The organism is Brevibacillus sp. SYP-B805, assembly GCF_011059135.1.
GTDB lineage: Bacteria > Bacillota > Bacilli > Brevibacillales > Brevibacillaceae > Brevibacillus_F.
Genome location: NZ_JAALGD010000004.1, coordinates 147812 through 173526 on the forward strand (window position 1 = coordinate 147812; position 25715 = coordinate 173526).

22 protein-coding genes are annotated in these 25715 nt (G+C 57.9%); 4 read left to right on the plus strand and 18 right to left on the minus strand.

Annotation, left to right across the window (positions count from 1 at the left end; genetic code table 11):
* Nucleotides 1-2 precede the first annotated feature (2 nt).
* From G3578_RS07080 to G3578_RS07090, 3 genes are all read right to left on the minus strand, one after another.
* Entirely contained in the window at nucleotides 3-869 is an 867-nt protein-coding gene (locus G3578_RS07080; protein ID WP_165210634.1) for an EamA family transporter, read from the minus strand.
* A 94-nt stretch (nucleotides 870-963) separates the two neighbouring features.
* Nucleotides 964-1857, minus strand: coding sequence for a fumarylacetoacetate hydrolase family protein (locus G3578_RS07085; protein ID WP_165210637.1), 894 nt, complete (start codon nucleotides 1855-1857; stop codon nucleotides 964-966).
* Nucleotides 1858-2128: 271 nt separating this feature from the next.
* A complete protein-coding gene (locus G3578_RS07090; protein ID WP_165210640.1) occupies nucleotides 2129-2689 on the minus strand; it encodes an ABATE domain-containing protein in 561 nt (186 codons plus the stop codon).
* 165 nt (nucleotides 2690-2854) lie between these two features.
* On the opposite strand from G3578_RS07090, the gene G3578_RS07095 reads away from it, so the two are divergent.
* Nucleotides 2855-3346, plus strand: coding sequence for a DinB family protein (locus G3578_RS07095; protein ID WP_165210643.1), 492 nt, complete (start codon nucleotides 2855-2857; stop codon nucleotides 3344-3346).
* Nucleotides 3347-3454: 108 nt separating this feature from the next.
* Here the strand turns inward: G3578_RS07095 and G3578_RS07100 are convergent, their stop codons facing one another.
* Nucleotides 3455-4219, minus strand: a complete 765-nt coding sequence (locus G3578_RS07100; RefSeq protein ID WP_165210646.1) for an MBL fold metallo-hydrolase — start codon at nucleotides 4217-4219, stop codon at nucleotides 3455-3457.
* Nucleotides 4220-4378: 159 nt separating this feature from the next.
* Between G3578_RS07100 and G3578_RS07105 the strand changes: the two genes are divergently transcribed.
* The 3 genes from G3578_RS07105 (at nucleotide 4379) to G3578_RS07115 (ending at nucleotide 7684) form a co-directional block, all read left to right on the plus strand.
* A complete protein-coding gene (locus G3578_RS07105) occupies nucleotides 4379-4831 on the plus strand; it encodes a winged helix-turn-helix transcriptional regulator (protein WP_165210649.1) in 453 nt (150 codons plus the stop codon).
* An 88-nt stretch (nucleotides 4832-4919) separates the two neighbouring features.
* The gene (locus G3578_RS07110) at nucleotides 4920-6614 is read left to right on the plus strand and encodes a WG repeat-containing protein (RefSeq protein WP_165210652.1); all 1695 of its coding nucleotides are present in this window, start codon (nucleotides 4920-4922) and stop codon (nucleotides 6612-6614) included.
* A 188-nt stretch (nucleotides 6615-6802) separates the two neighbouring features.
* A complete protein-coding gene (locus tag G3578_RS07115; protein ID WP_165210655.1) occupies nucleotides 6803-7684 on the plus strand; it encodes a M15 family metallopeptidase in 882 nt (293 codons plus the stop codon).
* 344 nt (nucleotides 7685-8028) lie between these two features.
* On the opposite strand, the gene manA is transcribed toward G3578_RS07115, so the two are convergent.
* The 14 genes from manA to G3578_RS07185 form a co-directional block, all read right to left on the minus strand.
* Nucleotides 8029-9009 (minus strand): mannose-6-phosphate isomerase, class I, encoded by a 981-nt coding sequence (manA, locus tag G3578_RS07120; RefSeq protein WP_165210658.1) that lies wholly within the window; start codon nucleotides 9007-9009, stop codon nucleotides 8029-8031.
* 6 nt (nucleotides 9010-9015) lie between these two features.
* On the minus strand, nucleotides 9016-10440 hold the full coding sequence (locus G3578_RS07125; protein ID WP_481752723.1) for a phosphomannomutase/phosphoglucomutase: 1425 nt from the start codon (nucleotides 10438-10440) through the stop codon (nucleotides 9016-9018).
* A complete protein-coding gene (locus G3578_RS07130) occupies nucleotides 10412-11494 on the minus strand; it encodes a prenyltransferase/squalene oxidase repeat-containing protein (protein ID WP_481752724.1) in 1083 nt (360 codons plus the stop codon). The genes G3578_RS07125 and G3578_RS07130 overlap by 29 nt, the downstream gene beginning before the upstream one ends.
* Nucleotides 11475-12665 (minus strand): glycosyltransferase family 4 protein, encoded by a 1191-nt coding sequence (locus tag G3578_RS07135; protein WP_165210664.1) that lies wholly within the window; start codon nucleotides 12663-12665, stop codon nucleotides 11475-11477. The genes G3578_RS07130 and G3578_RS07135 overlap by 20 nt, the downstream gene beginning before the upstream one ends.
* Nucleotides 12662-13705, minus strand: a complete 1044-nt coding sequence (locus G3578_RS07140; RefSeq protein ID WP_165210667.1) for a nucleotidyltransferase family protein — start codon at nucleotides 13703-13705, stop codon at nucleotides 12662-12664. The genes G3578_RS07135 and G3578_RS07140 overlap by 4 nt, the downstream gene beginning before the upstream one ends.
* A gap of 343 nt (nucleotides 13706-14048) precedes the next feature.
* The gene (locus tag G3578_RS07145) at nucleotides 14049-15863 is read right to left on the minus strand and encodes an FTR1 family iron permease (protein WP_165210670.1); all 1815 of its coding nucleotides are present in this window, start codon (nucleotides 15861-15863) and stop codon (nucleotides 14049-14051) included.
* Nucleotides 15864-15887: 24 nt separating this feature from the next.
* Nucleotides 15888-17207 (minus strand): iron uptake transporter deferrochelatase/peroxidase subunit, encoded by a 1320-nt coding sequence (efeB, locus tag G3578_RS07150; RefSeq protein WP_165210673.1) that lies wholly within the window; start codon nucleotides 17205-17207, stop codon nucleotides 15888-15890.
* 5 nt (nucleotides 17208-17212) lie between these two features.
* Nucleotides 17213-18097, minus strand: coding sequence for an iron uptake system protein EfeO (efeO, locus tag G3578_RS07155; protein ID WP_165210676.1), 885 nt, complete (start codon nucleotides 18095-18097; stop codon nucleotides 17213-17215).
* Between the two features lie 291 nt (nucleotides 18098-18388).
* Nucleotides 18389-19720: a (Fe-S)-binding protein gene (locus G3578_RS07160; RefSeq protein ID WP_165210679.1), complete on the minus strand. Its 1332-nt coding sequence runs from the start codon at nucleotides 19718-19720 to the stop codon at nucleotides 18389-18391.
* Nucleotides 19717-21123, minus strand: a complete 1407-nt coding sequence (locus tag G3578_RS07165; RefSeq protein WP_165210682.1) for an FAD-binding oxidoreductase — start codon at nucleotides 21121-21123, stop codon at nucleotides 19717-19719. Before G3578_RS07165 ends, G3578_RS07160 begins: the two co-directional genes overlap by 4 nt.
* Nucleotides 21124-21148: 25 nt before the next feature.
* A complete protein-coding gene (locus G3578_RS07170) occupies nucleotides 21149-22027 on the minus strand; it encodes a DUF6282 family protein (protein WP_165210685.1) in 879 nt (292 codons plus the stop codon).
* Nucleotides 22028-22132: 105 nt separating this feature from the next.
* Nucleotides 22133-23845 carry a methyl-accepting chemotaxis protein gene (locus tag G3578_RS07175; protein WP_165210688.1) on the minus strand — a complete coding sequence of 571 codons (1713 nt, stop codon included), beginning with the start codon at nucleotides 23843-23845 and terminating at the stop codon, nucleotides 22133-22135.
* Nucleotides 23846-24242: 397 nt separating this feature from the next.
* Nucleotides 24243-25148, minus strand: coding sequence for an alpha/beta hydrolase (locus G3578_RS07180; RefSeq protein WP_481752726.1), 906 nt, complete (start codon nucleotides 25146-25148; stop codon nucleotides 24243-24245).
* A 56-nt stretch (nucleotides 25149-25204) separates the two neighbouring features.
* On the minus strand, nucleotides 25205-25714 hold the full coding sequence (locus G3578_RS07185; RefSeq protein WP_206529545.1) for a DUF2179 domain-containing protein: 510 nt from the start codon (nucleotides 25712-25714) through the stop codon (nucleotides 25205-25207).
* Nucleotide 25715: the final 1 nt, after the last annotated feature.

A 25715-nucleotide genomic window follows, 5' to 3' on the forward strand; every position in this document is an offset into this window, starting at 1 on the left:
TGTCACACCCCGCGTTCCCGCCTCTTCGCCAGCTCCGGCAGGGCGATGCCGGCGAGAATAACGGCCACCCCCGCCCACTGCAGCAGGCTGACATGCTCCCTCAGCACAAAGCGCGACATGAAGACGGCTGTGGGCAGCTCCGCCGAACCGAGAATGATGGCGAGCGTCGCCCCGATGCGCGGGGTGCCGAAGGTGAAGCAAAGAATCGAGATCACCACAAAAACGGCCAGCAGGAGGCCATAGATCCACAGCCCGTTTCCCAATGCGCCGTTGACCAGAAAACGCGGGGGAAACAGGAGAAACGTCGTCAGGAGCGACCCTGTCATCGAAACCGCGTTGCGGGACCAGGCGCTTGCATGCAGCGCCACCCGGCCGCTTGCCGTGATGAACAGCGCATAGGAGACCGCCGCCAACAGTCCCAGGACGATGCCCCACCAGGAGAACCGCTGCGCGGTCTCGGTCACACCGGAGGCAAACAGCGTGCCGACCAGCAGCAGCCCGAGCGCCGCCAGCTTCACGCCCTCCGGCTTTTTTCCCGTCCGCACGGCTTCCAGCAGCATCCCGATCCACGTGAATTGGAACAGCAGGATGATGGCAAACGAAGCCGTGACATACTGCAGAGCGGAATAGTAAAAGACCCCGGTCAAGCCGGCGCACATGCCAACGGCAAGCAGCGGCGGCCAGTCTTTCCGCCCCGCCTTTACTCCGCCCGCTCCCCACGCGAGCAGCCAGGAGATCGCCGTGCCAAACAGCAGCTGGCAGCCCGCCACCTCATCGACCGTAAACCCGGCATCGTAGGCAAACTTCACGATCGTGGAGAGAACCCCGTAGCTGCAGGCTCCCAGGAAAACAAGGATGCTCCATCCCATTCAAACCGTCTCCATTTCGTCAATACAGCGATAGGGCAAAAACCTCCTCTACCTTATCATGTACGACAAGACGGATGCAATGATGCGGATGCGCCTACTCGGTCTCTCTCCACATGCGGTTGCGCAGTTGGCCCAGCTTCTCGATCTCGACGATCACGTCATCCCCATCCTGCAGCCACACCTGTTTCTCCTTCGGATAGCCCATGATCACGCCGGCGGGCGTCCCCGTCAGGATGATGTCCCCCGGTTCCAGCGTCAGATGGTGAGAGATGTAGCTGATCAGTTCGTCGCAGGGGAATACCATGTCCGACGTATGGGAGTGCTGCCGTATCTCCCCGTTGACGTACGCTTTGATCGCAAGGTCGTTCGGGTTGCCCACTTCGTCTGCCGTGACGAGATAAGGCCCCAGCGGACAGAAGCCGTCGCAGCTTTTTCCCAGCAGCCATTGGTGGGTGCGGAACTGCAGGTCGCGGGCGGACAGATCGTTTGCATTGCAGTAGCCCGCCACATAGGACAAGGCTTCTTCCCTTGCCACCCGCTTCGCTCTCTGCCCTATCACGATTGCCAGCTCCGCCTCGTAATCCACCTGCTGCGACTCGCGGGGCAGCACGATCTCCTCCCCGTGTGCCGCAACCGCATTGGCAAATTTGTTGAACAGGATGGGATATTCGGGCACCGGCATGTTTGATTCCGCAGCGTGTTTGCGGTAGTTGAGACCGATGCAGATGATCTTGCCCGTGCCGGGTACACAGGGGCCGAACTGCAGCGCATCTTCGTCCAGGAAAAGCTGGTCGTCCCCCGTTTCCACCAGGCGCTGCACATGAGCGGCCAACGCTTGAAATGCCAATTTTCCGCCTTTTAGCAATTGTGAGACGGATTGTGGGACGGCCGAGTCCGCGCCGGCAGATTCCAGGATGTCCAGCACGCCCCGATCCGTTTTCACCCCGAGCTGCAGGCCGCTTTCCGTCCGAAACGTCAATAGCTTCATTCTGCTCTTCTCCTTTTTTCTTCGACTTCGTTGAGCCCATTTTACCAAAAAAGACGCCCATGGATACAGAGCGGAGCATGCAGACATCCACCCCGCCGACTTGAGCGAACGCTCCACCCAATCGGCGATAGCTACCGCTGCGCCGAGTGGGGCGCGCTCTGTGCCGAGTGGGGCCCCTTCTGGCGTCGGCGGGGGCCCCAACCTTTCTCACGTCGCTTTATCGCTTAAAAGAGTTTAAACTTTCCGTTATACACATGAAATCAGGGACGCCCTACACGGACGTCCCTTTTGCTTTTTGCCGCTCCCGAAAGCGGCGCACTTTCAGCAGATTGCCGCACATTTTGTCATCGCACCACCGGCGGACCCGGTTGCGGCTTTCATCGAAAAACACCCAGCGGCAGTCGTCATTGTCACAGATCTTCAACCGGCGCAGATCCTCTTCCGCCAGCAGCCTGGCGAACGATTCCGCGATCCGTCCGATCACATCCGGCCAGCCCTTTGCGAACACCACCTGTTCCAGCCGGAAACCGTCTGCGGTGACCGCAAGCCGCGGATGGGACAGCGCGTGCTCCAAGGCACGGTTCAGCGCATCGAGATCCTTCCGCTCCGGCGGTCTTTCGGCAGCGACCGCCTCCACCACCGCCCGCATGTGGGCCCGCAGGTTCTGCAAGGCAGACAGGGTATCCGCATCCGGCGGGTACTGCGCCTCCAATCCCCACTGCTCACAAAAACGCTCCCACCATTCCGGCTTCAACAGCCGGTCTTCACGCCGTCCGGATCCGCGCCAGTCGCGCCAGTCACTGTTTAAAAAATCGATGCACAACAATTCCACCGTCTCTCACTCCTGCGCCATCTTGACCATATCATCCAGCATATGGTAAATTGATTGTAACCATCATATGAGAAATAGCAAGTTACATTCTGTTCTCTCTTTTCTATACTATAATAACGCACAATCGCAAAAATGATAGTTACAAGCAGAAGGAGGCGACCAAACATGAGCCGGATGGAAATCCTGCGCAAAGAAGTGGAAAAAAGCTATTTTACCGAAGCCTGGTATCCGCCGCTGCAGCCGGTGCTGGAAGGTCTGACCGCCGCCCAGGCCAGCTGGCGCCCGCCGGGAGAGGCGGCCAATACCATCTGGGAGTACGTCAATCATCTCCTGTACTACCAGGAACGGTTTTTGGAGCGGATCAAGGGGGGAAGTCCCGCTTATCCGGCCAGCACGAACGACGATACGTTCACCGTGGAGGCTCCCGATGACGAAGCGGCATGGCAGGCCACCGTCAAACGGGTGGAAGAGGTATACCAAGGGCTGCGGGACGTGCTTGCCACCCTGCCGGAAGAAGCGTATGACCGGCCGCTGTCCGGCGGTTCCCTGGGCGAGACTTTGCTCAATCTCCTCACGCATGCCGCCTACCACACCGGCCAGATCGTCCAGATCCGCAAAATGCAGGGTTCCTGGCCCGCACGCCGCTCCTTCGACTGAGATCCAGCCAACGACGCAGAAAGGCAGGCCGTTCAGCATAAAACCGCTTGGGGCGTCTCTGTCGGTGACGCTCCAAGCGGCCGGGCCTTGCGAGCCAGCTTCCCGTTCTCACAGGATCAGCCTCTCTCCTGTTTTCATGATCCGCACGTCCAGAGAGCGTTCCTGCGCGCGTGCCAACACGCGTTCCACCACATTGTCCGTTTCCCTGTAACAGGGCGGGTTGTGGAAGGTGCCGTAGTGCATGGGAACCATTTTGTCCGCTTCCAGCAGGTACGCGGCCTCTACCGCCTGTTCGGGAGACATGGCGGCTTCCACCCGGCTTTGCCTCGCCAGGCCGGGAACCTCCAGAATCGGGCCGTTCACCGGCAGGCAGGCGGCATGGAAGGGGCCGTAAAGCCGCGCGATTTTCCACCAATACCCATGCCACAGGGTATCTCCGCAATGGATCACCTTTTTGCCATTCCCCTCCACGATCCACGCGACCTGCGGTGTACCGAAGCCATCCACCGCATAGGTGGCGGTGATGGCGGCTTCCCCAATCCGATACACCCCTCCGACACTCATCCCCCGCACATGGCGAAACCCTGCTTTGCGCGCCACGTCCGCAGACTCCTCCGGCAGCAGCAAGGGAATGTCGGCACCGTATGCCCCCAGGATGGCGGCCGGGTCGAAATGGTCCGGATGAACATGAGTGATCAGCACGCCGGCAACGCCCGGAACATCCGACAATGGCACGATCGGTTCGCCGGGCGCCCCCATCCAAGCGCCTGCCGGATTCCCGGGAGACGTTGTCTCGCCCAGCGGATCAATCAGCAGTGTCGTTTTTTCGGTTTGCAGCAGAATGCACGCCCACGGCAGCTTTTGCAAAATCATGTCAAAGACCTCCTTATGGCACAATCTGGTTATGGTAATGATAAACTAGTCAGTATTAAAAAACAACTAACTTTTCACAACATTCGTCATGGCATGTATTTCCGCCGCTTCCTTGTTATAATGGGAACAACACTTATACGGAACATGAGGTACGTGACGATGGGCAAAAAGTACAACCAACCTTGCAATATCGCAGGGACGCTGGATATCGTCGGGGATCGCTGGACGCTCCTCATCATTCGCCAGCTGCTGCGCGGGGACAGGAAATTCAACGAGATCAGGCAAGGGCTGGAAGGAATCGCTCCCAACATCCTCTCAGATCGGCTGCAGATGCTGGAACAGGAGGGGATTGTTGTTTCCACCCTCTATTCCAAGCATCCGCCCCGCTTTGAATACGCCTTGACGGAGAAGGGCCGGGAACTGCGCCACGTCCTGATCGCCCTCTCCGATTGGGGCAATCGCTACCTGGAGAAACGGTACGCCCGGCTCGTTCATCCCGAATGCGGGCACGATGTGGAGATCATCTATCGCTGCCCACAGTGCGATTCGACGACCAAGAGCCTGCGCTATGAAGAGGTGAAGGATGAGGGGGAACCGGCACAAAACGCTTAGGACGGTTCCCTTTCCCTCCGGATTGGGGGAACTTTTTCTCCGTTTCTTCGTCTATGTAAAAGGACGATTCATGGAGAAAGAGGGGAGAATGATGAAACGCATCCTGAACATTGCCGCTGCCTGTGTGTTGGCATGGAATGCGGGAGGAGTCACCGGCGCGGCCTCTGTGGAACCAGCATTTCGCGACGTGCCCCCCTCCTTTTGGGCAGCCGACGCCATAGCTTGGGGGATCGGACATCACCTGATTTCCGGCTACCCCGATCAAACCTTCAAGCCCGATCAACCGGTCAAGGAAAGCGAATTTTTGGCCATGCTGCTCCGCTTTTACGCGGATCATGCGGCGATCGCGCTGAAACCCGGCGGGGCCAACTGGGCGAAGCCGTACTATCAGGCAGCCGCCAGCTACCATTGGCCCGCATCCCCAACGGACGCAAACGTGCCGATCACACGCGGGAAAGCGGCGAAGCTGATCGCCGCGTCCCAAGGCTTTCATTATGATACGAACAACGCCGTCCAGTATCTGTACAACCTGGGCGTGGCGAAAGGGCGCAGCGGTACGCCCAGCCTGAGCGGATTTGGCAAGGAGGACAGGCTTACCCGGGCGGAAGCGGTCCAGCTGATCAAAAGCCTGGCCGACAAGGGAGTCGCAGCCTTGAAAAAGCGGCCTGATCAGCCTTCTCCGCCCCTGCTCGCACCGCAAGCGGAACTGTATCCGTTCATGAAAAACAGAAAATGGGGGTACATGGATGCGTCAGGCCGGATTTGGGTCGATCCGCAGTTCAGCGACGCCCGGCCGTTTCGGGAAGGCATGGCGGCCGTGTACTTCAACGGGAAATGGGGATTTGTCGATGCCAACGGAGAAATCGCCATCCCGCTGCGGTTTGATTCCGTGAATGATTTTCACGAAGGGCTGGCAGCCGTGCGGGTCGGTTACAAGTACGGTTATATCGACAAAACAGGAAACTGGGCGATTCCACCCGTCTTTTCGCTGGAAGCGTACGCCAGTCCCCTGCAATACGACGAAAACGCCGATTTTCGCGACGGGCTGGCCGTCATCCGGACCGGCGGCAAGTCCGCCTTCATCAACAAAACGGGAAAAGTGGCTACGGCCAGTTACGATCAGGTGAAACCGTATAGTGAAGGATTGGCGGCAGTGCGGGTGGGCAGCCTGTGGGGATATATCGACAAGGCCGGCAGATGGGTCGTCCGTCCGCAATTCGACATCGCCAACGATTTTCATGAAGGGCTGGCCGCGGTGGCGCGCAGCGGTCATTACGGCTACATCGACAAAACCGGAACATTCGTGATTGCGCCCCGGTTTTCCTTGGGCGACCTCCCGTCCATGAGCGGCGGGGCGCAGCCGCATGATTTCCATGAGGGATTGGCCCTTGTCGCCGTCGACGGGAAATTCGGCTATCTCGACAAAACGGGAAAACTGGTGATCCCGCCGACGATTGATTTCCGGAACAAGACAAACGATTATGCGGCCGACTTTTCCGACGGCATGGCACTGGTCCGCGTCGGCTATCGGTTCGGCTATCTGGACAAGACGGGGAAAATGGTCATCTCGCCGCAGTTTGACGGGGCGGACGATTTCTCCGACGGGCTCGCGCGGGTGCGGCTGAAGGGGAAAGACGGGTATGTGGACAAAACAGGAAGACTGGCGATCAAACCGCAGTATCGGGAGGCCTATCCCTTCCGTCAAGGATTGGCGCTGGTCGCATCCGACGGGTACAGCGAACTGTATTACATCGACAAGCAAGGCAACCGGGTGACCGAATGACAGAAGAGGCGGGGGCGCTTTGCCGTCTTACGGCCCTGCGACGGCATGGAACGAGGAAGCCTCTTTTCCACAACTTGTCAGTCGATTGACGGAACGATCCACTCCAATCCCCTGTATAATGGATGGAAAGGCTGTGACAGCCAGCCGAAATGCAGCAGAAAAGCTATGGAACAAGGGAGAAACAATATATGTTCAAACGTTCATGCAATACCCTGCTAGCCGTTATCATGCTCTCGCTCTGCACGGGCTGCACCAATCCGATCCATCTGCCGGGCACGTCTTCCGTACAGGAACCGGCACCGGAACCTGCACCAGTACCGCACACCGTGCCGCCGGAGCCGGAGAAACCTGCGGACAACCCTGCCCAGGATTCCCTTCCGCCGCAGCATGCTTCTTCAGCCGGCACCCAATCGGACAGCGGCGAAGGGAAGAACCCCCCTGCCGACAGCGAAGAGACGGGTGGCGAGGAGGCCGTGACGGTGGTAGCCGATCCCGACAGCATCACCGTGCTGTTGAACAAGCATTTTGCCCTGCCGAAAGATTACCGGCCCCAGGATTTGATCTATCCGGCCGTTCCGTTTCTGGACCCGAAAAAAAATGAGAAGCATCTGATGCGCAAGGAAGCGGCGCAAGCATTGGAAAAACTGTTTGCCGCGGCCAAAAAGGACGGCATTACCCTGATGGGGGTATCCGCCTTCCGCTCCTACACCACCCAGGAAGTCCTGTTCAACTATTACGTCAAACAGGATGGGGAAGAAAAGGCCCGCACCTACAGCGCAGTGCCGGGCACCAGCGAGCATCAGACCGGCCTGGCCATCGACGTGTCCGGAACCGACCGGAAATGCGCGGCAGCTGACTGCTTTGCCGGCACCAAGGAGGCCAAGTGGCTGGAGCAGCACGCGGCGGAATACGGCTTCATCATCCGCTATCCTCTTGGAAAAGAAGCGATCACCGGCTATCAGTACGAGCCGTGGCATATTCGTTACGTGGGGAAGAAGATCGCCGAGGAGATCATGGGGCAGAAGATCACCCTGGAGGAATATTTGCATCAGGTGCCCGTGTCGAAATAGCTTCCTGATCGCCCAAGCAGCGCAAAGGCACTCCCCCGTGGATTCGCCCACAGCAAGCGGGCACCCCCGGTTGGGTGCCCGCTACAGTGTGCAGACAATGTCCACATGTCATGGATGATGGTTCCTGCTCGCTCTCTTGACGACCAGCGAAGAAGTTGGTCGTGTCCGCTCCGAAACGCGACGCGGGCAGGGGGCTCAACATCTGGGTGTTCTCAGCGATGTGAGACTCACGCCCCCTGGTCCCCCGCGTCTTTGTTTCTTCGCTGTGTCGGTCGTCAAAGGAGCTCGCTTGGCCCCATCACGCCATGCCTCTGACAGGTTTATCATCAGCCTGAAGCGGGCGGTCAGCCGGCTTTTTGCATGCTGGCCGCCTGGTTCGGCGGGTAGGAGACGATGGCTTCCAGCTCGCCGGACAGCCGGTAGCTGCCCAGTTTTCGCGGGAGCAGCAGATGGTCGCCCGCCCGCAAAGCAAGTTCTCCGCCGCCCCATTCCAGACGGGCCGAGCCGGAGAGGACGGACATCAGGAGGAAACACTCCCTGGAACGCTCGTCCCGGGTTCCGCTCAGCCTCCATTTTTCCACCGTGAAGTAGGGGCAGCTCAGATAATGCGTCACCAGCAGATAATCGCTTTCCCGCGTCACGGGCTCCACCTTTGCAGGCACATCCGGCACATTGGTCACCTGCAGCACCTTCTCGACATGCAGCTCCCGCTTTTTCCCCGCCGCATCCACGCGGCCGTAATCATAGGCGCGGTACGTAGCATCGGAGTTCTGCTGAATTTCCAGCACGACGATGCCTTTTCCCAAGGCATGCAGGGTGCCGTGCGGGATGTAGAAAAAATCGCCCGCTCGCACAGGGGTGCGAACCAACAGCTTGTCCCACTCCCCGGCTGCCATCCGTTCCGCCAGTTCCTGCCGCGTCTGGGCCGTATGCCCGCACACGATCTCCGCCCCGGGCTCGGCGTGAATCACGTACCAGCATTCCGCCTTGCCCCATTCTCCTTCATGTTCGTAGGCGTAGCGATCATCCGGGTGCACCTGAACCGACAGATGGTCATGGGCGTCCAGCAGCTTCACCAGCAGGGGAAACCGCTCCAGCCGCCGGGGGGCAAACCAGTCGGGATGGAGCCGCAGCAGATCGTGTATCGTCTTTCCCCGGTAGACGCCGTTCTGAATGGCGCTTCTGCCGTGGGGATGATCGGAGATGACCCACGCCTCCCCCGTCTGTTTGTCGGGAATCGGATAGCCGAACAATGTGCGCAGACGCGTGCCGCCCCATATACGCTGATGGTACGACGGCGTAAACAGCAACGGATACGCGTTCATGCCGCATCACCATCCGACGGTAAGGTTCGGATCGGCGAAGGCCAGCGCCTTCTCCATCTCCGATTTGATCAGTTTCAGTCCGCTCTCCGAGTCCGCTTCGGCCCGCAGCACCAGAATCGGCTGCGTATTGGACGCCCGTACCAATCCCCAGCCGTTGTCAAACAGCACTCTGGCGCCGTCCACTTCGATGATCTCGCGTGTCTTGGCGAAATACTGCTTCACCTTTTGCAGAATGGTAGGTTTCGCCTTCTCCTCGCAGGGGACTCTGGTCTCGGGCGTCGCGACATAGCGCGGAAGATCGGCAAACAGTTCGGACAGGCGTTTTTCGCTGTTGGTGAGAATGCGCAGCAGGCGGCCCGCCGCGTACAGGGCGTCGTCAAAGCCGAAATATTCATCCTTGAAGAACAGATGGCCGGACATCTCCCCCGTAAACGGCGTATCCAGCCGTTTCATCGACGCCTTGATGTGGGAATGGCCGGTGCGATGGAAGACGGGCTTGCCGCCAAGCTTGTTGATTTCTTCCACCAGCGCCAGGGAGCATTTCACTTCAACCAGCGCCTGGCAGCCGGGATATTTGGGCAGGATCTCCCGCCAGAACAGGATCATCAGCTGGTCGCCCCACAGGATGTTGCCCTGGTCGTCCACCACGCCCAACCGGTCGCCGTCCCCGTCAAAGGCCACGCCCAGATCCGCCTTCTCCTCCCGCACCTTCCGGATCAAATCCTGCAGATTCTTCGGATCGACCGGATCGGGATGATGATGGGGGAAGCTTGGATCCGACTCGCAATAGAGCGGCACCACGTCGCAGCCCCACTGCGCCAGCGCCTTCGGGACGAACGGCGACGGGGTGCCGTTGCCGCAGTCCGCCACCACCTTCAGCTTGCGCGGCCCGAGGACGATTTTGTCCGCCAGCATCGCCAGATATGGCTGTTCGATGTCGATCCGCTCCACATGGGAGGAGAGAACGGGCGGCACATCGGCCGTTTTCTCCGCCGCATTGATTTCGCTCATCCGCCTGTACAGGCGCTGGATCTCTTCTCCATAGATGGTGGTGCGGTCCATGGCGATCTTGAAGCCGTTCTCATCGCCCGGGTTATGGCTTGCCGTCACCATCAAGCCGCCGGGGATGTTCAAGTGATGCAGGCTGTAATAAAACATCGGCGTTGTCACTTCGCCGATGTCGGCCACCCGGCAGCCTGTCCACTGCAGACCGGCGATCAACGCATTCGCCAGTTCAGGCGATGACTTCCGGTTGTCCCGGCCCACCACCGCCCGCTCCAACCCGGCGGCTTTCAGCTTTTCGCCAAACGCCCTCCCCAACAGATAGGCAAACGCCGGGCTGATCTCTTCGCCCGCCTTCCCCCGGATATCGTACTCCCGGAAAACATGGGCGGGAACTTTGTCATGGATTGCTGCTACCGACATACGCATCTACCTCCAACTCCGTGTTCCGATAGATCGCTTCCATGAGCAAATAGGACAATGTGGATTCCGCCCCTTGGTTGAGATTCACCCCATGGGGCGTCAAGCCGTCATAACAGCTTCCTTCCTCCTCATTCACCATGGCAACCTGCATGTCGTTCTCGCCGTAAAACCATGCCCTGCATTTGTCGAGGGTCTGCCTGTACCGGTTCTCCCCGAGGATCGCGCAGGCTTTGGCACAGGCCAAGGCCAGTTTCATCACATCCAGCGGCTGCTGATCCCAGTCGCTCCGGTGCCGGGGCGAGCACCACCCGTGGCACCCGATCGGCCGGATATGCCCGGCTGGCCCCGTCATATTGCCGATCAGACAATCGAGGCTCGCCTGGGCGGCAGCCAGCGTTTCGTCTCTCTTCGTCACCTGCCAGGCCCAGAACAGGGCCCACGGCAGGACGCCGTTTCCATAGGTCATCTCCGGTTCAAACCAGCTCCAGCCCGGTTGGGCCGATTGCCGGTAGAGGCGGAGCAGCTGTGACTCAAAGCGTTCGACGTACGGCAAAAGCGTATCGTCGGACTGGCTGAGGACCAGAAAACTGCAGGCGGCCAGCGCAAAAGCCCACCCGCGCGGATAGGTCATCCTGCCGGTGCGGGGCAGGCCGTTGTCAAACAGGCGGGAGGCGACAAACCGCCGCTCCCGGTCCGGCAGCTTCACCGACGCGACCGCGCTTGCCCACAGGGCCCGGCCAAGACAGTCGTCCGAGGCTTCTTCCGCTTCCGGCCTGCGGTCATAGGAGATGTTGTTGTGAAAGCTCCCATCCTCCCGCTGCGCCCACAGCAGAAACGCGAGATAGCGGTCGATCAGGCGGTCCGCTCTCTCGGCAAGATGACGGTTTCCGTCCAGCACGGCCAGCTCCAGCCACTCCGCGCATGCCCACAGCGCTCGCGCATTGTCGTCGGTGGTATACCCTTCCCGGCGGCGCGGAATGTTTCCCAGGCAGTGCTCCAACAGACCGGTATCATCCGTCATGCGCTCGAGATGGCGCAAGCTAACGGGACCGTGACGCAACGGCCGTCCCCCCCGCTGCCTGGGCGCTCATGCGGGATGACAATTGGGCAAACAGCTGGGCATGCCGCTTGCCGACGAGCGGCCAATGCATGGCGGCGCCGATGCTCCCGATTTTTTGTTCCCAGCCCCGGCGCGTCTCGTCATGCTGCAGCAGCGCGGCGATTTTTTCCGCCCACTGCGCGGTATCGCCATACGGGATCAGCAGCTCCTCGCAGCCCGCGAGCAGATCCTCGGCATAGCAGTACGGCGTGCTCAGCACCGGCCGTCCCAGCCCCACGGCATACGCCAGCGTACCGCTGGTAATCTGCTGCATGCCGGGATAGGGCGTCACGTACAGATCGCATGCGGAAAGAAACTTGACCAGTTCATCCTCCTCGACGTACCGGTCGATCATCACCACGTGGTTCTCCAGCCGATTGCGGCTGATCAAGGCCTGCAGTTCGCGGCGGTACGCCTCCCCTTCCCGCTTTTTCACTTCGGGATGGGTCTGGCCCACAATCGCGTAAAGGATATTAGGGACCGCTTCCACCACCTGCGGCAGCGCCTCCAGGATCATCTCCAGCCCCTTGCCCCTGCCCAGCAGGCCGAACGTCATCATGACGCGCCGGTCCTGCCAGTCCATCTGCTGGCGAAAAGCCTCTCTCTGCTTGGGATCGGGGATCGGCGTGCCGTGGGGAATAAAGACGATCTTCTCCTCCGGCACGCCGAACGCGCGGTGCAGAAAACCGATCGCCTTGCGGTTCATCACGATGATCCGGTCGCTCCTGTCCGCAATCTCCTGCTGAATCGAGCGGTACGGCTCCTCCGGCTCGGCAAACACGGTATGGAAGGTGGTGACCAGCGGCTTTTGCAGCGCCCGTACGAAATCGAGCACATACGCCCCCGCTTCCCCGCCGAAAATGCCGAATTCATGCTGCAGGGAGACCACGGTGACGCTGCTGTCGTTCAGGCGGCGCGCCATCTGCGCATACGCTTCCCGCTCGTTTTTTGGCAGGGGCCACAGGGCCGGGTTTCGGCCGTCCGCATGCTCCCCTCCGTCGGTCAGCACGATCACCGGGTCCGGATTGCTCCACAGCTTCGCCCGTTTCACATGCTGCCGCAGATGATAGGTATAGGTGGCCAGGCCGCACCTTCTGGGCACATAGGTGCTGACATACGCTGCCTGCGTCATGCTTGACTACCTCCCGCCATCCGGTTCATCACCGCTTCATGCAAGATGTGGCTGGCCCCCAGTTCCAGCCCGTAGCCGAAAATGCAGTTTTTCAGCTGAGCGGCGTCGTGGACTTTGCAGCCATGCCACATGATCGTTTCCTGGCAGCGGACGTTTTTGCCCAGCTCGCAGTCGTCGCCGATCACGGCATACGGGCCGATCACGCTGCGCTCCCCGATCCGGACACGGTCGCCGATCAGCACAGGCGGGACGAACAGCACCCCTTGTCCGACCACCGTCTCCTCCCCGATCCAGATGCCTTTGTTCTGCTCCTTCTGCGCAAACGGGAGGGAGAGCGTCCGGTCCAGCAGATCCCAGTGCACCTGTCGGTAGCGGGTTTTGGTGCCCATGTCCATCCAGTAGCCATCGATCGTCTTGCCGTATACCCCCACGCCCTGCTCGATCAACAGGGGGAAAGTCTCCCGCTCGATGGAAACTTCCCTGCCCTGCGGGATCCATTTCAGCACTTCTTTATCCATCACATAAATACCGGCATTGATCAGGCGGGACGGGGCCTGGCTTTTGTCCGGCTTCTCCACGAAACGGACGATCTCGCCCGACCAGGTCTGCTCCACGACGCCATACTGGGATGGGTCTTCCACCTCGGTCAGGCCGATGGTGACGGCTCCCTTGTGCTGCATGTGAAACTCCAGCAGCGGAATCAGCGACGCCTCGTGAATGATGTCGGCGTTCACCACCAGAAAGCGGTCGCCAAGCAGCCGTTCCGCATTCTTGATCGCTCCCGCCGTACCCAACAGCGTCTTCTCCACCGCGTATTCAATGCTGACGCCCCAAGCTTGTCCATCGCCAAAATATTGCTGAATCATTTCCGGATAATGCTTCACTGCGATGACAAAATCATGAATGCCCTGCCGTTTCAAGTGAGTGACAAGATGTTCAAGCCATGGGCGGTTTCCTACCAACGCCATCGGTTTCGCCATGTTCTCGGTCAGCGGCCGCAGCCGGGTGCCAAGCCCTCCTGCCAGCAGTAACGCCTTCAATGGTCATCATCCTCCTTGCTCCTCACGTTTTCCCCAAAGAAAAAAAAGAAGCGTTGCACATAAAAGAAATGTTTTACCTGTCATCGTGAAATGAGAGAGTAAAAAATTTCAGTTATGAACAAGCTTCTTTTGGGTGGCAGCATCCAACTGTTTTTAGTAGCACTCAATCACGTTGAGTGCTAACAATATCCATGGTAAAAAGTTGGCAAGCTGCATGCAAGAAGTTGTATTGATGATTTTTTATCGTATTGTTTCATTTTTATTCAATTTTGTAATCTATCATTGTCATTCGCTCATTTTCGCCGTGATACTTCATCATACGTCAGTACGAGGCTTTGCCTCCCTACCGATGGGCAGGGAGGCGCCTCTCATTCTGCCTTTGCTCGCGCATGCCTTTCTGTTCCGTCCGGATCATTTGCACCACGATAAAGACGAGCACCACCAGCTGCGGTACCGCCGATTCCCAGGTCGGATATACCCCGAGCCAGCTCCAGGTCGGGAGATAGGTAACGGGATGGGCCGACAGGCTTCCGGCCACCTGCAGGGCGTGAACACTTTGCCCCAGAAACTTGAAGACCAGGTAGTAAATCAGCAAGGTGGCCAGCAGGAAAAATTGCCGGACCGGCAGACGAACGCTTCCCTTCACCATCGCGTAACCGACCAGAACCAGCACCGCCATGGCGCCGGCGATGCCGATGACGAGCTGCACCGGCTCGATGGATGGAGCGATCCCGATGTAAAAGATCGTGGTCTCCGCCCCTTCCCGCAGGATCGCCAGGCCCGCGACCAGGAACAGCGACCACAAATTGCCGCTGGCCAGCGCCACGCCCACCTGCTGATGAATGTATTGATTCCAGGCCGCCATTTGCGATTTGCCGTGAAGCCATACCCCCACCGTCAGCATCATAACCACCGAAGCCAGACCGGTGATGCCTTCCAGCAGTTCGCGGGTGCTGCCGGCAGCCACGCCCGCAATCAGGTAGGTCAAGAGAATCGCCAGCGCTCCGCTCGCGGCGAGACCGGCCGCCGCTCCGCTCCATACCCATTTTTGCTTGGAGGCGTTGTTTGAACGATGGAGAAAAGCGAGCAGCGCCGCCAATACCAGCAGGGCTTCCATGCCTTCGCGCAGCAAAATCAGGGCGGCATCCCAGGCACTGTAACCGGCTGCGTTGCGGAACGGCTCCAGCTCTGCCTGCATGGCCGCGATGACGGCGGAAGCAGCCTCGCCCTTCGGCGGACTGGACTGCAGGTCGGCCGCCGCTTCGGTCATCTGGGTCTCGATGCGGGTATACACGTCCGGCGCACGCGTTTGGACGGCTCCTTCCACGGACGGCCACAGCCGGATAAACGCCTGCATCTGTTCCGCCGCAGCCGCATGCTGCCCGGCACGGACTGCCTCCTGCGCCTTCTGCAGCAGCAGCAGGGCGTCATTTATCGTATGCTGCCCGGCATCCTGGCTCGGTTGATGCACCTTGCCCTTGGCGTAGTCCTCGATGGTTTTCATTAAGTCGGTGATGCCCGCCGCGGCGGCCTCGGCCTTGGGCGGCTCCGCCTGCAGTGCGATCCGCGCCAGGCTCATCTTCGTTTCGATATCGCCGTACACCCCGGTGTTATCCGAGCGGATGGCCGCCTCGACCTTGGACCACTGGCTGTCGAACCGCTTGAACGCACTCCGGGCCTTGGGGAACTGCTCCTGATGAACGGCGTCCAGACACTGCTGCAGTACGGGCAGCAGGGATGATGCCGCCGCCTTGCCATCCGCCTTGCTTCCCGGCGATTCCTGGGCAGCCACATAGGCGTCGGTGGCCTTGGTCAGGTTGGAAAACGCCTGATACGCCAGATCGGGGCTGCTTTCTGCATTGGGCAGCGCTTGTTTGGCTTCGGCTAGAGCCGCGTTCACGCCGTCAGCGAGCGCGGAAGCCGGGGCGTTCAATGCTTTCCAATGCGCTTCGAACTGCTCCAGATCCCTGGCGGCCTGCGTCCAGTCCTTCTGCCCCGCATGCACCAGGGCACCGCCGGCCATCGGCATCAACTGCTTCACCGCCTGATCAGGCTGACTCTCCGCAGCCCAGCTTCTCCCGCCAACCGTCAGGAACAGCAGGGCCGCAAGCAGCAGCCATCCCCATCTGGGGGGAAAGTACCCTCTGTCGTTACGCATCCTTGGCAATCTCCTCTCCGCCTCTTATCCTTCGAACAACGCCTGCCCGAGATAGCCGCCTTCCCGGACACCGGGGAAACAGGCAAACACGGCGCTGCCCACGTGACTGATATATTCGTTCAGCTTATCCTCTCTGGCAAGCCGCTGCTGGATCGGGATAAATTGTGTCCGGATGTCGCGCTGGTAACAGATGAAAAAGAGTCCGGCATCCAGCTGTCCCGTTTGGGGATCGATCCCGCTGGAGTAGGAATAGGAACGGCGGAGGATCTTTTCCTTCCCGTCCGAATGGGCCAGCCGAACATGGGCATTCATGGGAATGACCGGCTGTCCGTCCGGTCCTTTCGCGTCCAGCGGTAGCGGATCGAACTCGTTCTTGGCCCCAAGCGGCGCACCGCTGCTCCGGTATCGTCCGAAGGTAGCCTCCTGGTCGGCCAGCGAGGAACGGTCCCACACCTCAATGCGCATGCGGATGCGCCTTGCAACCAGATAACTGCCTCCCGCCATCCATGCGGGCCCGTCGGAGGACTGCGCCCAGACCAGTTCATTCATGAGCTTGCTGTCCTTTGTGTCCGGATTGCCCGTCCCGTCTTTAAATCCCATCAGATTGCGGGGAGTCTCGTTCGGGGAGCCGGCGGCACTCGTCCGTTGGAAGCCTTCCTGCACCCACCTGAGAACTGCCACCCCCCGGGCAAGGCGCGTCAGGTTCCGCACGGCATGGAACGCCACCTGGAGATCGTCGGAGCACACCTGCACGCCGATATCGCCTCCGCACCATTCGGGCCGCAAGTTCTCTCCCGCAAACTTCGGCAAGTCAACAAGCGCCGCCGGACGTTTGGCGGAAAGGCCGAACCGCTGGTCAAAAAACGAGGGGCCCACCCCGAAGGTAATGGTTGTGCGGGATGGATGCAGCCCTGCCGCTTCCCCCGTATCGACAGGCGGAAGGATCGGGTTGCCGGATTCCGTTCCCACCGGCTCCCCTGCGGTCATTTTCGCCGCAGCGTCCGTCCAGATCCGGAACAGATTGACCACTTCCGCTACATCGCGCGTCGTCAGATCAAAAGAAGCGAAGCAGAGAAAGTTCTGCGCCGGGGTTAGGATGCCGGCTTGATGCGCACCGTAGAACGGAATCCGCTCCTGCGCCGGGGAGGGGGAGACGCCGGCCGGAGCGGTGGCCGACCGACCGCCTACCAGCACGCCTCCCATGCCGGCCATCCCGAACAGCAGGCCGATGCTCCCCGCGCCAACCATCTTCAGCACATCGCGGCGCGAAATGGTCGAAGCGCTTTTTTCTTTCGGCTGCGTGACGGCCTCCGTTTCGGCAGGCTTGTTGTTCTGCTCATTCATGCTCGTTAAACCCCCAGTGTTTTCCCCATGTTGGACAACGGTTCAGCCAGCGCGTCAACCGCTTGGCTCAGTTTCTTGGTCTGCTCCTGCGTCAGTTCCTGGTAGAGCACGTAGCCGTCGCCCTTCTTGTACGGCTCCAGCGCCTTCGTCATCTCCGCAAAGCGGCTTTCGATCGTCTTGGCCAGCGCCGGATCCTTTGCTTCCAGCTCCGGTTTGAGAACTTCAAAGATTTTGTAGGCTCCTTCCACATTGGCCGCAAAATCGTACAGATCGGTGTGGGAGTAGCGTTCCTCTTCCCCGGTCACTTTGGAAGAGGAGACTTCGTTCAGCAGTTCCACCGCTCCGGTCAGCAGCATCGCGGGGTCGATCTCGATGGTCTCCACCTTGGCGCGGAGCAGCTTGCTGTCGTTGAGCAGCTGGTCTGCGTAGGTTTCCTGCCCTTTCGTGGTTTTGTCCACCCAAAGCGCTTTCTCGATCCGGTGGAAGCCGCGCCACTCTTTTTCGTCAACATCTCCCTCGCGCGCATCGATATTCGGGTCCAAATCGCCCAAGGCCTCGGCAATCGGTTCGATCCGTTCGTAATACATCCGGGTCGGCGCGTACAACTCTTGGCTCTTTTTCAAATCGCCCGACTTGACTGCAGTTACGAACTCTTCCGTCGCTTTCACGAAAGCGTCGCACTGCTCAATGACGTATTTGCGGTACTGCTCCGTGGCATCCTTTAACGGCGCATTGGCTGTCGCCGCCGTCGCGCCGGTGTCGGGTTGGGCCGCAGGCGCGGATGCAGGTACGGAAGCAGGCTGGACATTCGTTGTGGACTCCGTGCTGCAACCGGAAAACAGGAAAGACGAACATAAAACGGCTGCTGCAATCATATTGCGAGTCTGCATGGGAAACACAACTCCTCCGAGATGAATTGATATCGAAAATTATTCTCAATAGAAAATAACACAGTTGAGAATTGTTTTCAATCATTTTCGCAGAAAAATTCTCCTCGCTCCGGATAATTCCTGGTTAAGAAAACCCCGCCGCCTTGAGCTAACGCTGGTGTCGACGGGGGCCCCAACCTTTCTTACTTGGCTTTATCGCTTTAAAAGGCTTGAACATTCCGATATACCAAAAAAGCCAACCGCAGAAGAAACTTCCTCCTGCGGTTGGCTTTTTCCGGTTGATCACGTTGCTTATTCGATTCCACAAGCCTCAGCCAGCACTTCGACGATATGAAGCGCTCTCATCTCCCCTGCGGGTTCCTGCCGTTCCACCCCCAGCTTCATCTGCAGCAGACACCCCGGGTTCGTTGTCACGATGGTCGCTGCGTTTGTGTCCTTAACCTTCTCCATTTTGGCGTCAAGTATTTTCATCGAGTGCTCGAAATGCAGCAGATTGTAGATCCCGCCGGAAGCACAACAGCTGTCGCTGCCTTCCAGTTCCACGAAGGTTGCGCCGGGAATGGACTGCAGCAGCTGCCGCGGCGGCGTCACGACGCCTTGTACATTGCGCAGGTGGCAGGAGTCCTGATAGGTGATCACACCCTCCCACTCCTGCTGGAAGGGAAGCGGCCCGTACTGAACAAGAATCTCGGTAATATCCCTTGATTTTGCGGCAAATCTGTCGGCTCGCTCCGCCCATTCCCCTTCGCCGGCCAACAGGTGATCGTATTCGCGCAGGATCGCTCCGCAGCCCCCGGCATTGTTCACGTAGAAGTCCGCGCCCGTTTGTTCAAACGCTTCAATATTTGCCTTTGCCAATTCTCTCGCCTCGTCGGCCAATCCCTGATGGGCGTGCAGGGCCCCGCAGCAGTTTTGCCCTGCCGGAATGATCACTTCACAGCCAACCAGCGAGAGCAGTTCTATCGAGAGGCGATTGGTCCGGTGCATCATCGCGTCCATGACACAGCCCGCAAAAAAAGCTACGCTCGCCTTCTTCACGCCTTTGGCGGGAATGACCGTTCCCCGCCTGGTTCGTTTGGCAGGAGACTCCAGACGCGGAAGCACCTTTTCAAACGCTGCCATGGGCTGGGGTAACAGCCGGATCAATCCCGTTTTCCGGACGAGTTTGTCGAGTCCAAGCTTCTGATAAACCCAGACGAGATTGCCAAGTGCCCGCAGCCTCCGCGGATATGGGAACAGATGGGAAAGAACCATCTGTTTCAGTTTGCTGCCCCGTCCTGCAGAGGGCTGTACGGATTCTGCATCGGCAATCACTTCCTTCGCCGCTTCCAAGATGTGCCCATATGGCACGCCTACGGGACAAGCTACCTCGCAGGCCCTGCAGCCCAGGCACAAATCGATCGGCTTCGCCAAGTCCTGCAGCACGTCGATTTTGCCTTCTGCCGCCATCTTTACCAAGTTGATTCTTCCGCGCGGGGAAGCGGCCTCTCTCCCCATCGATTCATACGTTGGACAAGCTGGCAGACAGTAGCCGCATTGCACGCATTGGTTGGTTGCGTCATGCGCCAGATCAAACAGTTTTTGGGCGCCGGTTGTTTCCCTTGTTGCAGCAGGCAGGCTCATTCGGTCAGCACCACCTTTGTCTGCCCCGGTTTGGGAAAGATCTTGCCTGGATTCAGGATATTGTTCGGGTCCCACGCCTGCTTGATTTTTTTCATCATCAGCAGGCCAATCTCGCCCAGCTCCATCTCCATGTAGGGGGCCTTCATCGTTCCGATGCCGTGCTCGCCGGAAAGCGTGCCGCCGAGGGAGACGGCGGCCTCAAAAATTTCGCTGACAGCGTCCTCTACCCGCTTCATCTCCTGAATGTTCCGCTTGTCGGTAATGATATTGGGATGCAGGTTGCCGTCTCCGGCGTGTCCAAAAACGACCAGATTCAGCTGGTACTTGTCCCGTATCTCCTTCAGCCGCTTCATCATGGCCGGAATTTGACTGCGCGGAACCGTCGCGTCCTCGGATATTTTGGTCGGTCCCATCTGGGTAATGGCCGGCGACACCATTTTTCGCGCCTTCCAGATCTCCTGGCGTTCCGCTTCGTTCCGGGCAACCCGCACGCTCACCGCGCCCTGCTCCCGGCAGAGATCGGCGCACTTGGCGATCTCTTCTTCAACCGCCTTTGGATGGCCGTCCACTTCGACGATGATCAGGGCCTCCGCATCAATGGGCAGACCGCAGGGCGAGTAATTTTCCACCGAGCGGATGCAGGCGTTGTCCATCAACTCCATCGCTGCAGGCAAAATGCCCGATGACAAAATCCGGGTAATCGCGTGGCCGGAATCCTCCAACCGGTTAAACGTGGCCAACAGGGTTTTTCTCGCCTGCGGCTTCGGTATCAGGCGCAGGATCGCCTCGGTGATGATCCCCAGCGTGCCTTCCGATCCAACGATCAATCGGGTCAGATCGTAGCCGGTGACATTCTTGACCGTTTTGCCTCCCGTACGGATGATGTCACCCGTTGGCGTCACGACCTCCAGGCCAATCACGTACTCTTTGGTGGTCCCGTACTTCAGCCCCTTGGGCCCGCTGGAATTCTCCATCAGGTTGCCGCCGATCGTGGAGACATGGGAGCTGCTGGGATCAGGCGGATAAAACAATCCGACCTCCTCCGCCTTTTTGTGGATCTCAGCCGTTTTCACGCCAGGGGAGACGATCGCCAGCAAATTTTCCCGATCAATGAACAGCTTCTTGTTCAGCCGCGACATGTCCAGCACCATGCCGCCTTCTACCGGTAGCGGCCCCCCGCTGAGGGATGTGGCTGCGCCCCGCGGGTACACCGGGATGCGGTATTGATTGGCCAGTTTGACCAATCGGCTGATTTCCTGGGCATCGTTGGGCTCAATCACGACATCAGGCAGATACTGGCCAAAGGATGCGTCGTAGCTGTATGAGTATCGATCCGACAAGTCGAGCAGGATGCGCTCTTCCGGGATGATCTTCCGTATTTCATCCAGGACATGTGGTTGCATGCAGTCCCCCTCCTTCGTTCTGACGTTATATGCCCAGGAGCGCTTTCGGATTCCTTGCCACCATGGTTTCGATTTCGGATTCAGAAATGCCGCATGCCAGCATCTTCGTAACAAACTCGCTCAGCGCTTCAACGGGAGGAATGTTGTGAACCTGCCCGTAATCGGTTACCAGGACGCAGGCGTCCGCCCCAAGCCGTTTAATGCTTGTCGCCATCTCTTCCACAGTGAGATCCTGGAAATCGGGGGAGCAGGCCAGATAACATTTTTCGATGATGGCGCCTTTTCCGGCAAGCGCTTGCTGCAGTTCAAGCGGAATCGGGGCAATGCCCAAATCGGCGTGCTGGATGAGGATTTTTTCGATTTTATGCTGCTTTGCCGCCTCCACCAGGGCAACTACTTCATCGGCATGCAGGTGGCCTGTCGCCAGGATAATGTTCGCTTCCCCGATAAGGGCCAGGATTTCATGCACGTTGGGCAGGATGTTGCGATCTTCGTCCCAGATTTCCAAACCGTGCTCCGGATGATTCAGCGGGCGTTCGCTGTTGAAAAAGCGCGTTTTCTTTTTGCCAAAATGGCATTGGTGCTCCTTCGAAGAGAACGTCGGCATCCAGATGATCTTTGCCCCCAGACGAATGGCTGCATCGACGGCTGTTGGAGACAGACCGCCTGTGAAGTGGTTGCAGACAAGTCCGCCGTAGACGTGCAAATCGGGCTCCTTCATGCGGATCAGAGCGGCGCGATCGACAGTCTGCGCTTCATGCGCCTTGATGACAACCCCGGCCATACCGGCCGCCTTCACGTCTTCAATCAGTTCCCAATCGGTTTGTATGCGCGGGAACAGACTGGGATAGCTGTGGCAGTGAAGTTCGATGGCTCCCTTCAGCAATGGATGGAATTGACGCATGGTTTTCCCCTCTCAATCTGATAACGATACAATTTTGATAAGCACGAACCGTGCCAACCAGGAACAAGCTCCACCCCCCTGTCCTTCAACCGGAAAAGGCAACCATTACTGCAGCCTGAAACGCTGCACCGACGCGTACAAGTCTTTCGCTTGGGCGGTCAGTTTTTCCAACGAGGCGGTTATCTCTTGTGTCGAAGCGGTTTGTTCCTCGGAGCCGGCGGAGATGCTCTCCAAGCCTTTGTTGATTCCCTGCAGTTCCTTCCACATCTGTTCGGAAGAGCGGTACACCTCCTGGCTGAACACAAAGCTGTTTTTCACAGCGTCTTCCATCGCCTGAATCTGTTGAAACACATCATGGAAACTTTCCATAATTTGCCGGAAATTGGTTCCGGTCTGTTCGGCCCGCTCGACGCCGTTTATTACTTCGTCTTTGCTGACATGCATCTGCTGGGAGAGCCGCATGGAATTTTGCCGGATGTGCGCGATCAAGTCACTGATTTTTGCTGCGGACTGCTTGGATCCTGCGGCCAGCTTGCGGATTTCCTCGGCAACAACGGCAAAGCCTTTCCCCTGCTCCCCGACTCTTGCGGATTCAATCGCCGCATTCAGGGAGAGCAGCTGTGTCTGATCGCTCATCTCGCTCATGATCTGCACGATTCCTTCAATCTCCTGGGAAGAACGATGAAACAATTCCACCGTTTGAACCGTTTCCAATATCGTTTGTTCAATCTTTTTCATCTGATCGGTCAAGTCCCGGATTTGGGCTTCTCCCTCATGGACGGCTTGCACCGCATGTCGGGAAGCCCGGGAAACGGCAGACGTGCCGCTTTCGATATCATCCATCCGTTTGGACAGCTCCTCGATTTTGGCCACGTTGTGATCGATCATCCGTGCTTGCTGCCCCATCGACGAAGCGATGTCCAAACCGGACGCTGCGATCTCTTCCGCGGAGTGGCTTACCTGTCCGGCGTTGATGAGCAAATGTTCGGCAGAATCGGCCACTTCCTTGGCAAAAGCGTGAATGTTTCGTAACATTTCCGCCAGATGGAGCTGCATCTGTTCGAATGTGTCCAGCATCTCATCGATTTCATCCCGGAACCTTTTCTTTTTTCTTGTGACACGATGCGTAAAGTCGCCTACCGCCATGGCGTTGACAACCGTAAGCAGCCTGTGAACAGGGGTCAGGATCGACCGCCTGAAGATCACGACCATGGTCCCGATGGAGAGTCCGCTGATAATGACGGAAATGGAACCAATCACAACACTGATTTCGTGAAGCATGTTCTCTTTTTCCTTTGTTCCCTTTTGCATCAACTGCTCAACGGCAGTCACAATTCCTGCGATTTCTTGTTCGATGCTGGCCGATATCCGGCTGAATTCCTCGACAGCATTGCCCTGTTCGGACGTGACGGTTTGATGCTGTTCCAACTGCTCGGCGACCTCGTTTAATGTTAAGGTGTATTCGAAGGACAATTCTTTAATGTTTTTGATATGGGCAAGAATGGTTTCATCTTGGGTCGATTGGCGCAACTTGTCCAATGTGAGCGAAATCATGACGATTTTCTGTTCCGCCTCTTTTTTGTATGCAGGCTTTTTTTCCCACAACAGATGGCCTTCGTCTATTCGGGCTTCCAGCATTCGTTTCTGCACATCCTGGGCCTGCAGAATCAGCTCGTTATGCCTGGCCATCTGACCGTCGATCAGGGAGACGCGATGCACCATGAACATGACCAGAGAAATAACGCTCGCAAAGCCTGCAAAAATGATCAGCGACACGATTCCGATTTTCTTGCGCAACCCAAAGTGCCTGGTTTTCATCCATGTATCATTCCTCTTCCATACGGCTCGGCATGCGATCCAGGTAAAGTTTTTTTACAACAAGGCAAAATTTTTTTACACCAAATTTAAAAATAAGCAGCGTTTTCCGCTGCTTCAGACTGATGACAAACAACAGTTAGAGTCATGGCGTGATGGGGCCGAGCGAGCTCCTTTGACGACCGGCTCAGCGAAGAAACGAAGACGCGGGAGCAAAGGGGGCGTGAGTCTCACATCGCTGAAACACCCAGATGTTGAGCCCCCGCCCGCGTCGCGTTTCGGAGCGGACAAAAGCCAACTTCTTTGCTGGTCGTCAAGAGAGCGAGCAGGAACCATCATCCATGACATGACCTACTTTGTCTGCAAACTGAAGCAGCCTTTTCCGCTGCTTACCTGTTATTTATCCCAGATGTTTCTGGAAGAATGCTGTTAATTGTGCCACCAGATCCCGAAATACCGGGTGATCATGATACATGAAGTCATTGTGTTTGCCGTCGATCAGGTAAAACTGCTTCGGCTCCTTCGCCGCTTCGTACAGGGAAAGCGACTCGTCCAGCGGATGGAGCAGATTGTCTTTGCCGTGGGCGACAAACAGCGGGCGAGGAGAGATGTCGGCCACCACTTTTTCGGCGTTCATCGTCGCAATCGATTCGGTAAATTGCAGCTGCGTTTGTTTGCCAAATGGAGCCAGTACGGCAAGTTCTTTTTGCACGTAGTCGTCTGTCGCCGGATCGAGCGGATAGTGGATAAACGGGTCCGCGAGCTGGGATTTCCCGGTTGTCACGCGGCGAATCCGGTCCTCTTCGATCATCTTCAAAATATTGTGCCAATCCACATAAGAGTGAATGGAGCGGAGCCATCTTTCGCCGTTGAAGAAACCATTCAGGGCGGCCACAGCTTTTACCCGCTTGTCAGCGGCGGCGACGCGAACGACGTTGGACGCCCCCATCCCCCATCCGATCAAGCCGATGCGGTCGGGATCGACCTCTTCCTGAATCTGCAGGTAGGTTATCGCATTTTTGATGTCTTCCACCTGTTCATCCAGAATCACTCTGCCTCTTTCTCCTTCGCTTTCGGCAAAACCCCGATAGTCAAAACCCAGGCAGACATATCCGGCTGCTGTCAGATTTTTCGCGAATAACCGTGGGTAAAACTCATTAAATCCCTGGTATCCCGAATTGGGGATGATGGCTGGTCGTTTCTCGCCCGGTTTGTAGTCGTCCGGCAGGTAGATGGTCCCGTCCAGTTTGAATCCTTCGCTGTAAAAATGGATGGCGCGCATTTGCATCTTGAATGTCCCCCTAATGAATGGTTAAGTGATTTCGGTTAATCAAGTTGATCTGCAAGTTCTGTACCAACCTGTTATCCCGCTCCCAGCTTCTTCGTCCAAAACCCTCCCACAAACCGCATGGGTTCGTACGAAATGATAAACGCTTTGGGGTCAATTTCTTGAATAATGGACTGCAGGTGATGGTATTCCTTCCGCTTGGCGAGTATGAGATGCACCATTCTGTGTCCGGCTGCGCCGTTCCCCATCCAAGTCGTGACACCATACCCTTTTTCCCTCAGGGAGGAAGCCATTTCGAACTCGTTTTCCGTGATCACCTGCAGGGTGATGTATCCCAAGGCAATCTTTTGTTCAATGTAGACCCCGATTAATATGCCGATCCCGTATGAGGCGCTGTAGACGACAACTCCCAGCGGCGTTTCCAAATGATGCAGCACGAGCGCCAGTCCGGTGATATAGACAAAAATCTCGACGGTACTGATGCAGGAAGCCAGGAGTTTTTTCCCTTTAATCATCAACACGAGGCGAAACGAGTTGAGTGCCACGTAGAGAATTTGAATGAGGCCCATCGCAACATAGACCATG

Excerpts from the sequence above, each read along its gene's own strand:
- G3578_RS07080 (WP_165210634.1), bottom strand. The coding sequence starts at position 869 with ATGGGATGGAGCATCCTTGTTTTCCTGGGAGCCTGCAGCTACGGGGTT.
- G3578_RS07085 (WP_165210637.1), bottom strand. The coding sequence starts at position 1,857 with ATGAAGCTATTGACGTTTCGGACGGAAAGCGGCCTGCAGCTCGGGGTG.
- G3578_RS07095 (WP_165210643.1), top strand. The coding sequence starts at position 2,855 with ATGAGCCGGATGGAAATCCTGCGCAAAGAAGTGGAAAAAAGCTATTTT.
- G3578_RS07100 (WP_165210646.1), bottom strand. The coding sequence starts at position 4,219 with ATGATTTTGCAAAAGCTGCCGTGGGCGTGCATTCTGCTGCAAACCGAA.
- G3578_RS07105 (WP_165210649.1), top strand. The coding sequence starts at position 4,379 with ATGGGCAAAAAGTACAACCAACCTTGCAATATCGCAGGGACGCTGGAT.
- G3578_RS07110 (WP_165210652.1), top strand. The coding sequence starts at position 4,920 with ATGATGAAACGCATCCTGAACATTGCCGCTGCCTGTGTGTTGGCATGG.
- G3578_RS07115 (WP_165210655.1), top strand. The coding sequence starts at position 6,803 with ATGTTCAAACGTTCATGCAATACCCTGCTAGCCGTTATCATGCTCTCG.
- manA (WP_165210658.1), bottom strand. The coding sequence starts at position 9,009 with ATGAACGCGTATCCGTTGCTGTTTACGCCGTCGTACCATCAGCGTATA.
- G3578_RS07125 (WP_481752723.1), bottom strand. The coding sequence starts at position 10,440 with ATGCGTATGTCGGTAGCAGCAATCCATGACAAAGTTCCCGCCCATGTT.
- G3578_RS07135 (WP_165210664.1), bottom strand. The coding sequence starts at position 12,665 with ATGACGCAGGCAGCGTATGTCAGCACCTATGTGCCCAGAAGGTGCGGC.
- G3578_RS07145 (WP_165210670.1), bottom strand. The coding sequence starts at position 15,863 with ATGCGTAACGACAGAGGGTACTTTCCCCCCAGATGGGGATGGCTGCTG.
- efeB (WP_165210673.1), bottom strand. The coding sequence starts at position 17,207 with ATGAATGAGCAGAACAACAAGCCTGCCGAAACGGAGGCCGTCACGCAG.
- efeO (WP_165210676.1), bottom strand. The coding sequence starts at position 18,097 with ATGCAGACTCGCAATATGATTGCAGCAGCCGTTTTATGTTCGTCTTTC.
- G3578_RS07160 (WP_165210679.1), bottom strand. The coding sequence starts at position 19,720 with ATGAGCCTGCCTGCTGCAACAAGGGAAACAACCGGCGCCCAAAAACTG.
- G3578_RS07165 (WP_165210682.1), bottom strand. The coding sequence starts at position 21,123 with ATGCAACCACATGTCCTGGATGAAATACGGAAGATCATCCCGGAAGAG.
- G3578_RS07170 (WP_165210685.1), bottom strand. The coding sequence starts at position 22,027 with ATGCGTCAATTCCATCCATTGCTGAAGGGAGCCATCGAACTTCACTGC.
- G3578_RS07175 (WP_165210688.1), bottom strand. The coding sequence starts at position 23,845 with ATGAAAACCAGGCACTTTGGGTTGCGCAAGAAAATCGGAATCGTGTCG.
- G3578_RS07185 (WP_206529545.1), bottom strand. The coding sequence starts at position 25,714 with ATGGTCTATGTTGCGATGGGCCTCATTCAAATTCTCTACGTGGCACTC.